The sequence below is a fragment of the Lewinella sp. IMCC34183 genome (assembly GCF_003390915.1).
Taxonomy (GTDB): Bacteria; Bacteroidota; Bacteroidia; order Chitinophagales; family Saprospiraceae; genus Neolewinella.
Genome location: NZ_QMEM01000007.1, coordinates 44,494 through 55,930, shown reverse-complemented (window position 1 = coordinate 55,930; position 11,437 = coordinate 44,494). Strand labels below are relative to the sequence as shown.

Here is an 11,437-nt window from a genome sequence, read left to right as displayed (position 1 = left end):
CTTGGTGAGCTAATCGCGGGTTATATCCTGCACAGTTGTTGCTAAGTCGATCAAATATGCCTCAACCTTTACCTGCTGCCCGGGGGCTTCTCGGACTTCTTTTCCTTGCCTTTTCGCTGGCCCTCACCGGGCAGGCCGCACCCGTGGCCGGTCTTGCCGCACGTGCGTTTGACCACCATATTGAGCTGACCTGGGAGCGGCCCGTCAACCCCAGCGTACGCAACGTACGGGTGTACGGTGCGGCCAAGGGAGCGGATTTCGTAGTGCTGGGGAGCGACAACCTGACCCAGGACCGGTTCATCCACTTCGTCGGCGACACGGACGTAGCTACCCGCTATTTTTTACGGGCCGTGACCAACGACGGCCGCCTGGGGGAGCCCTCCGATACGGTGACGGCCACCACCTACGCCATGAGCGATTCGGCGCTGCTGGATATGGTCCAGGAGTACACCCTGCGCTACTTCTACGAATTTGGCCACCCCGTCTCGGGGATGGCGCGGGAGCGCAACACCACCAGCACCGTCACCTCGGGGGGCACCGGCTTCGGACTGATGGCCCTGATCGTGGGCGCCGAACGGGGCTTCATCACCCGCGAACAGGCCCTGGAACGCACCGGTAAGATCGTCGATTTCCTGACGGCCGCGCCCAAGTTCCGGGGTGCCTTCGCTCACTGGATGAATGGCAGTACCGGAGCGGTGATTCCCTTCAGCCCGCTGGACGACGGCGGAGACCTCGTCGAAACGGCCTTTCTGGTGCAGGGGCTGCTGACCTCGCGACAGTACTTCACGGGCGAAAACGCCAAGGAAAACGAGCTGCGCGACAAGATCAACGCGCTCTGGGAGGGCGTCAACTGGAATTGGTACCGTAAATCGGTGGAGGACGTCCTGTACTGGCACTGGTCGCCGAATAATGGCTTCGCCATCAACCTACCCCTGCGCGGCTTCAACGAGACCCACATCGTCTACCTCCTGGCCATGGCGGCCCCCACCCCGGCCTACCGGATCCCGCCGTCGCTGTACCATACCGGCTGGGCGGGAGAGGGGTACACTACCGATGCCACCTTCTACGGTATTCCCCTGCTGGTAGGACGCGACAAAGGCGGACCGCTCTTCTTCAGCCACTACAGCTACCTCGGCTTCGACCCCCGCGGCATCCGCGACCGCTACGTCAACTACTTCGAGCGGAATACCAACCAGACGCTGATTAACTACGAACACGTGCAGGCCAACCCCTACAACCGCGCGGGCTATGGCCCGGACAGCTGGGGCCTCACCGCCAGCGACGACCCCGACGGCTACGTGGCCCACGCGCCGGACAACGCAACCGTAGACAACGGCACGATCTCCCCCACCGCGGCCCTGAGCAGCATGCCCTACACGCCGGAGCAAAGCCTGCGTGCCCTCAAGCATTTCTACCGCGACCTGGGCGCTCGGCTGTGGGGGCCCTACGGCTTTTACGACGCCTTCAACGTGGGCCGCGACTGGTACGCCGACAGCTACCTCGCCATCGACCAGGGGCCCATCATCGTCATGATCGAGAACTACCGCAGCGGCCTGCTGTGGGACCTCTTCATGTCGAGCCCCGAAATCGCCCCGGCCCTCGCCGCGGTCGGCTTCGTGGAGGACACCGCCACTACCGCGGCGGCCACCGTGCCGGATTTCCTGGCCCGGCGGCCACGCCTGTTCCCCAACCCCGCCGTGGACGGTACCCGCCTCGAACTCACGCTGTCCCGCCCCCAGGTGGTCACCGTGACCCTGCGCGACCTCACCGGGCGCACCCTCGAAACCCTGCTGCCCGCCGCGGCCCTGACGGGCGGGCCGCACCAGCTGCCGCTGCACCCGCGCACCCGCCCCGCCGCCGGCCTCTACCTCATCACGATCACCGGAGCGGAAGGGAGTGTCTCCCTGCCGCTCGTGCTTTCGCGCTAATATCCTTTCGCTTTTAAATCGACACTATCATGCAACGACTTCTACTTATTTTCCTTTGCGTCGCCGGGTTCGGCTTGCTGAACGCGCAGACGGTCCTGGAGGACTTCGAGGGCGGTACCGCCGACCTGCCCTGGAACGCCTACGAGGGCAGCTTCGCGGTCATCGACAACCCCGTGGACACCCTCAATACCACTACGCCGAACTCCACCTCCAACACCAGCGAATCGGTGGGCTCCTACACGAAGGGTGAGGTGGCCTACAGCTACTTCGTGGCGGAACTGACGGATACCCTCGACCTGAGCACCGACAACCAGTTCTCGATCCAGGTGTACGCCAGCGCCCCCACCAGCTTCATCCTGAAACTGGAACGCCGCGACTCCCCCGGTACGGGGCAGTCCATCGAAGAGACCGTCAACATTCCGACCGCGGGCGTGTGGCGCACCTACACCTTCGACTTCAGCGACGGGGCCGGCCTGGACAGCCTGAACAACATCATCCTCTTCTTCGACCCGGGCACGGAAATGAGCACGGGCACCTACCTCTTCGATAACCTCACGGTTTCCCCGGCGGGCGACTGCGCCGGTACGGCGACCGACCCTACGGTACTTGACGACTTCGAGTGCCAGCGTAACGCCACCTACGGCATCGGCTACGACGACCTGGAAGTGGTGGCCAACCCCGACCCGACCGGCATCAATACGAGTGCCACCGTAGTCAAGTACACGGACCGCGACGGGCCCTTCCACGCCCTCGTGATCGACTACGACGATCCCGTCGACCTCGCGACCAACAATTACCTCTGCATGAAGGTGTGGGCCCCGGTGACCGGTGATCTGCTCTTCAAACTGGAGGGCGGCACCATCTACGAGCAGCGCGTCCCGATCACCCAGACCGGTACCTGGGTGGAAGTCTGCGCAGACCTTAGTCCCCGCATCGGGGCCGGCAACACCCGCATCGTATTCTTCTTCAACGCCGGCGTGGAAGACGCCGCGGGCGACGTCTACTACATCGACGACATCACCCTGACGCCCCCGCCCCCCGCCGAGGCGATCGAGGACTTCGAGGACGGCCCCCGCCTGAGCTGGACGACTGCCGGTGGCAACAACGGCACCTTCAACGGCGCCATCGCCAACCCGGATATGAACGGCAATACCAGCGCCAATGTAGGCTCGTACACCCGTGGGTCGGCCCCCTTCGCCGCCCTGAATGCCACACTGGTGGGCGGACTGGACCTGACGGGAGCCCCCCAGCTGAACCTGGACGTATGGGCCCCCGCCGCCAATACCGAGGTGACCCTGCAGCTGGACAGCCCCATCGCCGGCCGCGTGAATGCCACCGCCACGGTGACGGCGGCCAATACCTGGGAGACGCTGAGTTTCACCTTCGCCGGCAGCGAGAGCGTGACGGACTTCACCAGCGTGACCATCCTCTTTGCACCGAACACTACCGGTACCGGCACCTACTACTTCGACAACCTGACCCAGGGACTGGCCACCGTCGATCCCTGTGCCGACGTGGAGATCGACCCGAGCGTGCTGGATGATTTCGAGTGCCAGCGCAACGCGAACTACACGACCGGTTCGGAATTCCTGAGCGTAGTCGCCAACCCCGCGGGTGGAACCGGTTCCGCCAACAAAAGCCCCACGGTAGGAGCCTTCGCCGACCAGGCCGGTGCCTTCAACTCCCTGGTGATCGACTTCGGCGAGGAGATCGATCTTAGCATCAACGATCAGCTCTACGCCGACATCTGGGCCCCCGTGGCGGGACGGATCCTCTTCAAGTTGGAGGGGGGCACCGGTGCTGCGGTGGAAATCTTCCAGGATATCCCCTCCGTCGGGGCGTGGAATACCTACACGGTCGACCTGAGCCCCTACGCCGGTATGGGCTACTCGCGCCTGGTCATGTTCTTCGGTGCCGGTACGAATAATACCACTCCGAACACCTACTACATCGACAACCTACGGCTCGGCCTGCCCGCCTACGACATGAGCTGCGTGGCAACCTTCGAATCGGACGCCCTGAGCTTCCCCGCCGGCAGCTACTTCGAGAACGGTGAATACACCGACAACGGGCTGATCATCGTGGAGAACCCCGACAAGTCCGGCATCAATACCAGCGATAACGTAGCCCTCTTTGAGGAGGCCGCCGACGGCAGCCAGCCCTGGGCCGGTCTGGCCCTGGACCTCAACGCACCGATCACCCTCTCGGCCGGCAACAAGTCGGCGACCATGAAGGTCTGGATGCCCATGGAATCCTCCGTGGCCTTCAAACTGGAGCGCGGCGACATGGAGCCCACCACCACCGGCGATATCGTGGCCGCCTACACCACGCCCGGGGAGTGGCAGGAGCTTTCCTTCGACCTTACGCCCGCTCTCGACGGGGCAACCTACGAACGTATCACCCTGATCTTCAACAACACGGAGATCCCCGACGAAAACATGACGTACTACTTCGACGACATCGCCCTGGGCGGTGCCGATTGCAACGACGCCACCGGCATTTTTACCCCCATCACGGTCGACAAGCTGCGCGTCTACCCCAACCCGATGAACGACCAGCTCACCATCGAAAACCCCAACGGCGCCGTTCACTTCACGCTGACCAACATGCTCGGCCAGCAGGTGAAGGAACTACGTGCGGACGGTGCGCGGACGCAGGTGGAGTGGAACGTGGGTGACCTCCGCGTGGGCACCTACCTCCTGACCGCCCAGGATGCCGAGGGACGCCTCGTAGCCCGCTCGGTCGTACTGAAGCGCTAATCCCTGATCCCGATCGAACCTCCGGACGGATGCCGCATCCGTCCGGAGGCTTCATTTAACAGAAACTATGAAATACCTCTTACTGCTGTCCTTGCTTGTCGTCGGCGCCTGCCGGTCGCCCGACGCCGCTACCGAGCGTCCCGGGCCGGAAGCTGCGGCCCGCGCCTTCAGCGTGGATGAGTTACAGCGGCGCACGTTCGACTTCTTCTGGGAAACGGCCCTGGAGGACAACTACCAGATCCCCGACCGGTGGCCAACGGACCGCTTCAGCAGCATCGCCGCTACCGGCTTCGGGCTTACGGCCTACCTCGTAGGCGTGGAGCGGGGCTACGTATCCCGCGGCGATGCGGCGGAGCGCACGCTACTGACCCTCGAGAAACTGTGGTCGCTGCCCCAGGGGCCGGAGACAAGCGGCGTGGCGGGCTATAAGGGCCTGTTCTACCACTTCCTCAACAACGACGACGCGCTGCGCTACCGCGACGTGGAGCTATCCACCATCGATACCGGATTGCTCATGGCCGGGATCCTTTCCTCCATGAGCTACTTCGACCGCAACACGCCCGACGAGCGCCGGATCCGCGAGCTGGCCGACCAGCTGTACCGCCGGGTGGAGTGGGACTGGAGCCTGAACGAAAAGGGCCGCATGAGCATGGGCTGGCGCCCGGACCGCGGCTTCATCCCCGCGGAGTGGAACGGCTACAACGAGGCGATGATCCTCGTAGTGCTCGGCCTGGGCTCCCCGACCCACCCCCTGCCCGACAATGCCTGGGACCGCTGGACGGAGGGCTACGAATGGGACATCTTCCAGGGGTACGCCCACCTCAATTTTACCCCCCTGTTCGGTCACCAGTACAGCCAGATGTACATCGACTTCCGCGGCATTCAGGACGCCTACATGCGCGAGCACGACAGCGACTACTTCGAGAACAGCCGCAAGGCTACGCTCAGCAACCGGGCCTACTGCATGGAGAACCCCGGCAATTTCGTGGGCTACGGCCCGAACCAGTGGGGCCTGACCGCCTGCGACGGCCCCGGGAGCCTCGATACCGTCCGGCAGGGAAAGGCGGTCGAGTTCTTCAGCTACCGCGCACGCGGCGCCTCCGCCGACCACATCATCGACGACGGAACGATCGCACCCACGGCGGCCGGGGGATCTGTCCCCTTCGCCCCCGAGGAGTGCCTGGCCGCCCTGGAGCATATGTGGACTACCCAGTACGATCGGCTGATCGGACCCTACGGCTTCAAGGACGCCTTTAACCCCACCTACACCTACGGGGAGGGGAACGCCGGCGGCTGGTACGACGTCGACTACCTGGGCATCGACCAGGGACCGATCCTCATCCAGCTGGAGAACCACCGGAGCGAGCTCGTCTGGAACCTGATGAAGAAGAACCCCTACATCCGCCGCGGACTTGAACGCGCCGGCTTCACCGGGGGCTGGCTGACGATGTGACGGCGCGTGCGGCCTCCGCACATCGGATGTCCCGCACATCGGATGTGCGGCACATCCGATGTGGAATAGTGAATTGATAATCAGATAGATATGAAATACATTCCAATTTTTGGCCTTCTTTTCGCCTCCTGGACACTGGCGGCGCAGCAGGTGCCCTACTGGTACAACGCCACGCACGAGCGGCGCATCGACAGCCTGCTGGACATCATGACCCTCGAGGAAAAGGTCGGGCAGATGACCCTGTTCACCAGCGATTGGGCCGTGACCGGGCCGACCATCCGAGAGGGCTACCAGGACGATATCCGTACCGGTCGCCTCGGAGCCATCTTCAACGCCCACACCGCCGACTACAACCGCAACCTGCAGCGGATGGCCGTGGAGGAAACGCGGCTCGGGATCCCCCTCCTGTTCGGGTACGACGTGATCCACGGCTACCGGACCATCTTTCCGATCCCGCTGGGCGAAACCGCCAGCTGGAACCTCGAGGCCGCCGAGGAGGCGGCCCGGATTGCCGGCCGGGAGTCGGCCGCCGCCGGTCTCCACTGGACCTACGCCCCGATGGTCGACATCGCCCGCGACCCCCGCTGGGGCCGCGTGATGGAGGGCTCGGGCGAGGACGTCTACCTGGGCAAGAAGATGGCCGCCGCCCGCGTGCGCGGCTTCCAGGGTGAGGACCTGAGCGATCCGCTCACCATCCTGGCCTGCGCCAAGCACTTCGCCGCCTACGGCGCCGCCCAGGCGGGCCGCGACTACAATACCGTCGACATTTCCGAACGGGTGCTCCGCGAAACCTACCTGCCCCCCTTCAAGGCGGCACTTGACGCCGGGGTGGCCACCTTCATGACCAGTTTCAACGAAGTAGACGGGGTGCCCGCCACCGGCAACCACCACCTGCTTACCGACATCCTGCGCGATGAGTGGGGTTTCATGGGCTTCGTGGTTACCGACTACACCAGCATTAACGAGATGATCCCCCACGGCGTGGCCGCCGACTCGGCCCAGGCCGGACTGCTGGCCGTAAAGGCCGGTGTGGACATGGACATGCAGGGGGCGGTCTTCTACGAGAAACTGGCCGGGCAGGTCCGCTCCGGCGAGGTACCCATGGCGCGGGTGGACGACGCCGTACGGCGTATCCTGCGGATGAAGTACGCCCTGGGCCTCTTCGACGATCCCTACCGCTACAGCGATACCGAGCGCGAGGCGCAGAATATCCTCACCGAAGCCAACCGCGAAGCCTCCCGGCGGATCGCTCGCCAGAGCCTGGTGCTGCTGAAAAACGAGAATGATGCACTGCCCCTCAACGCCGAACGGGGTCGCATTCTCGTCACCGGACCGCTGGCCGACAGCCAGGCGGACATGCTCGGCGCCTGGCACGGCGACGGACGTGCCGAAGACTGCATCACCCTCCTGACCGGCATCCGCGACGCGGCGAGCGACGGAGCGGAGGTTACCTACGTGGCCGATATGGCCGAGGCGGTGCGCAGCGCTCGCCGCGCCGACATCATCGTCGTCGCCGCCGGCGAAACCTGGGAAATGAGCGGGGAAGCGGCCAGCCGCGCCGACATCACCCTGCCCGGCGATCAGGAGGACCGCATCCGGCAGCTCGCCGCGACTGGCAAACCCGTAGTGGTTGTCCTCTTTAACGGCCGGCCGCTGGCGTTGCCCGGGGTCGACTCGGTAGCCTCCGCGATACTGGAAGCCTGGTTCCCCGGCACTGAGGCCGGTCACGCCGTAGCCGACGTCCTCTTCGGCGACTACAACCCCGCCGGTCGCCTGCCGATGACCTTCCCCCGCTCGCTGGGGCAGGTGCCGCTCTACTACGACGCCAAGAACACCGGCCGCCCGCGCGACGAAAACAACAAGTACACCAGTAAATACCTCGACGAAAGTAACGACCCGCTCTACCCCTTCGGTTACGGCCTGAGCTATACCACCTTTGAGTACGGCACGCCCAGCCTGGCCAGCGCTACCGTGAACCGCAACGACACCGTGACCGTCACGGTGGACGTCACCAACTCCGGTGACCGTGACGGGGCCACCGTCGTCCAACTGTACGTGCAGGACGTGGTCGGCTCCGTCACCCGTCCCCTGCGGGAACTGAAGGGCTTCGAACGGATCGAGCTGGCCGCGGGCGAGACCCGTACCGTCACTTTCCACCTGACCAACGACGACCTGTCCTTCTACCGGCAGGACATGACCTACGGCACCGAGCCCGGTGAGTACCGCCTCTACGTGGGCGGAGATTCCCGCGCCGCCAACCCCCTAACCCTGACCCTGGAATAATAATTTATCATGAAGACACTTCTATTTTCCTTTCTGGCCCTGTTGCTGACCGCCCCGGCGGCGGCGCAGGTGACCGTCGACGGTACCGTCACGGACGGTACCGATCCCCTGATTGGCGTAAGCGTACAGGTGCCGGGTACTGGTAGCGGTACCATTACCGACCTTGACGGCCGCTACGAACTCACCGTTCCGGCCGGCAGCGACAGCCTGTCCTTTTCCTACATCGGTTTTTCCCCCCAGCGCGTGGCGATTGGGGGGCGGACCACGATCGACATCGTCCTCGGTGAAGCGAGTGAGGTACTCCAGGAGGTAGTTGTCATCGGCTACGGCATCCAGCAGAAGGACGACCTCACCGGGGCCGTCGGCGTGGTGGAGGCCGAGCAGCTGACCGATATCCCGACGCAGTCGCTGGGGCAATCCCTGCAGGGCAAGGTTTCCGGCCTGCAGATTATCCCCGGATCGGGCGCCCCGGGTGCCGACGCGATCTTCCGCATCCGCGGTATCGGTACGCTCAATAATGCCGACCCGCTCTTCGTGGTCGACGGCATGATCCTCAACGACATCTCCTTCCTGAACCCCCAGGACGTGGAGAGCGTGTCCGTCCTCAAGGACGCATCCGCCACGGCCATCTACGGTGCCCGCGGCGCCAACGGCGTGATCATCATCACTACCAAGCAGGGCGACGGCGAAGGCCAGATCACAGTCAATGCCTACGCCGGTACCCAGGAAGTGGTACGGCAGATCGACGTGCTCAACGCCACCCAGTACGCTACGTTGATCAACGAGGCAGACGTGAACGCGGGCCGGCAGCCCCGCTTCGCCAACCCGGAACAGTACGGGGAAGGTACCAACTGGCAGGACGTCATCTTCCAGCAGGCACCCATCTACAACGCCCAGCTTTCCTTCCTGGGCGGGGGCGAACAGTCGAGCTTCAACCTGAGCGCCAACTACTACAAGCAGGAGGGCATCATCAAGGGGTCGGGCTACGACCGCTTCACCACCCGCATCAACAATACCCGCCGGGTGAAGGACTGGCTCACCGTAGCCGGCAACCTCAGCCTGGGCTACAACACCTCCGACAACGTCCCCACCGGTAGCATCCTGGCTACCGCCTACCGGGCCGACCCCATTTCGGTACCCCGCGACTCGGCGGGCAACTTCAGCAACGTGTCCGCGATCGGCAATACCGGCAACCCCTTGGCCACCATCGAATACACCAACAACCGCAGCCAGACCTACCGCGCGGTGGGTAACGCCTACGCCGATGTCCGCTTCCTGCAGGACTTTACCTTCCGGACGAACTTCGGTATCGACTTCGTTTACGACCGCAACCGCAACTTCTCCCCGGTCTTCGTGGTAAGCCCCAGCCAGCAGAACCTCATCAGCGACATCAGCGTATCGAATTCCTACCGGCGCAACTGGCTCTGGGAGAATACCCTCAACTACGCCCACGACTTCGGTATCCACCACGTGGACGGCGTGGCGGGCGTCACCTATCAGGATAACTTCGGTGAGTTCATCAGCGGTACCCGACAGGACCTTATCGGTGAGGATCCGAGCTTTTACTACCTGAATTCCGGCGACGTCACCACCGCCACCAACAGCAACGGTACCAGCGGTGGCAACTGGGGACTCGTGAGCTACCTCGGCCGCCTCAACTATACCTTCGACAGCCGCTACCTCATTACCGTCTCCGGGCGGGTCGACGGCTCCAGCCGCTTCGGCGACAACTACCGCTACGGCTTCTTTCCCTCCGTCGGACTGGGCTGGAACATCAGCAACGAGGACTTCTGGAACGACGGCGGCCCCGTCAGCCGCCTGAAGCTGCGGGCCAGCTGGGGCCGTACCGGTAACGACCGTATCGGTGACTTCGACTACATCCCCCGCGTCGCCAGCGGGGTCGGTGCCGTATTCGGCGGCGAACCGGTCCTGCTGCCCGGAGCTACGGTATCCAGCCTGGCCAACCCGGACCTCCGCTGGGAAGAAACCGAACAGACCGACCTCGGCGTCGAGGTGGGCCTGTTCAACAACCAGCTCCTCTTCGAGGCCGACGTATACCGCAAGTTCACCAGCGGGGTACTGTTTCCGGCCCCCATCCCCGACTACATCGGTGCCGACCCCGCCGTGCGCAACGTCGCCGAGGTACTCAACCGGGGCCTGGACCTCTCCGCCAGCTGGCGCGCCGGCACCGGTACCTTCCGCTACTCGGTGGGGGCCAACGCCAGTTTCGTGCACAACGAAGTGGTCACGCTCGACGGCAATACCCAGAATCGCTTTGGTGGTGCCCTCGGGGTAGGCGGCCAACTCGGTACCAACTCACAGCCGGGAACGGCGGCGGGCTCCTTCTTCGGCTACGAGGCCATCGGCGTGTTCCAGAACGAGGAGCAACTCGGGCAGTTTGCGCAGTTGAACGGCCGGCAGCAGGTGGGCGACATCATCTACCGCGACGTCAACGGCGACGGGGTCGTTAACGCCGCCAACGACCGCGTCGTCCTGGGCTCGGCGATCCCCGATATGACCCTGGGAATCAACGGCTCGTTTTCCTACTCCGGCCTGGAACTTAGCTTCGACGTGACCGGTCAGTTCGGCAACGAGGTAATCAACGCCAAGCAGATGGCCCGCTTCGGAGCCTACAACTACGAGCAGCGCTGGCTGGACCGCTTCACCGGCGAGGGCAGCAGCAATGTCATTCCCCGGGCGACCATCGGCGGACCAAACTTTGAAAACCTCTCCTCGCTGTATGTAGAGGACGGCTCCTACGTCCGCCTGCGCAACGTCACCCTCGGCTACCGTTTCGCCACCGCCCTGACGGACCGCCTGCGGATGCAGTCTCTCCGCGTCTACGTCAACGGGACCAACCTGGTCACCTCGCAGAAGTACACCGGCTACAACCCCGAGATCTACAACGGATCGGTGTTCGACAACGGCATCGACCGCGGGGATATCTACCCCATCGCCCGCACCATCACCGCTGGTATTGACGTCACCTTTTAATGCCCCCCATCATGCAAACC

The 11,437-nt window shown here is 64.0% G+C and carries 5 protein-coding genes; all 5 read left to right on the top strand.

Annotated features, from left to right (window positions below; translation table 11 throughout):
• Positions 1–56: 56 nt before the first annotated feature.
• The 5 genes from DQG19_RS15265 to DQG19_RS15245 all read left to right on the top strand — a co-directional run bounded on the left by DQG19_RS15265 (position 57) and on the right by DQG19_RS15245 (position 11,417).
• Positions 57–1,928, top strand: coding sequence for a glucoamylase family protein (locus DQG19_RS15265; protein ID WP_116127151.1), 1,872 nt, complete (start codon positions 57–59; stop codon positions 1,926–1,928).
• A 29-nt stretch (positions 1,929–1,957) separates the two neighbouring features.
• The gene (locus DQG19_RS15260) at positions 1,958–4,687 is read left to right on the top strand and encodes a T9SS type A sorting domain-containing protein (protein WP_116127150.1); all 2,730 of its coding nucleotides are present in this window, start codon (positions 1,958–1,960) and stop codon (positions 4,685–4,687) included.
• A gap of 67 nt (positions 4,688–4,754) precedes the next feature.
• Entirely contained in the window at positions 4,755–6,140 is a 1,386-nt protein-coding gene (locus tag DQG19_RS15255; protein WP_116127149.1) for a glucoamylase family protein, read from the top strand.
• Positions 6,141–6,230: 90 nt separating this feature from the next.
• On the top strand, positions 6,231–8,423 hold the full coding sequence (locus DQG19_RS15250) for a glycoside hydrolase family 3 N-terminal domain-containing protein (RefSeq protein WP_116127148.1): 2,193 nt from the start codon (positions 6,231–6,233) through the stop codon (positions 8,421–8,423).
• 9 nt (positions 8,424–8,432) lie between these two features.
• Positions 8,433–11,417 (top strand): SusC/RagA family TonB-linked outer membrane protein, encoded by a 2,985-nt coding sequence (locus tag DQG19_RS15245; RefSeq protein WP_116127147.1) that lies wholly within the window; start codon positions 8,433–8,435, stop codon positions 11,415–11,417.
• Positions 11,418–11,437 lie beyond the last annotated feature (20 nt).

Excerpts from the sequence above, each read along its gene's own strand:
- DQG19_RS15260 (WP_116127150.1), top strand. The coding sequence starts at position 1,958 with ATGCAACGACTTCTACTTATTTTCCTTTGCGTCGCCGGGTTCGGCTTG.
- DQG19_RS15250 (WP_116127148.1), top strand. The coding sequence starts at position 6,231 with ATGAAATACATTCCAATTTTTGGCCTTCTTTTCGCCTCCTGGACACTG.
- DQG19_RS15245 (WP_116127147.1), top strand. The coding sequence starts at position 8,433 with ATGAAGACACTTCTATTTTCCTTTCTGGCCCTGTTGCTGACCGCCCCG.
- DQG19_RS15255 (WP_116127149.1), top strand. The coding sequence starts at position 4,755 with ATGAAATACCTCTTACTGCTGTCCTTGCTTGTCGTCGGCGCCTGCCGG.
- DQG19_RS15265 (WP_116127151.1), top strand. The coding sequence starts at position 57 with ATGCCTCAACCTTTACCTGCTGCCCGGGGGCTTCTCGGACTTCTTTTC.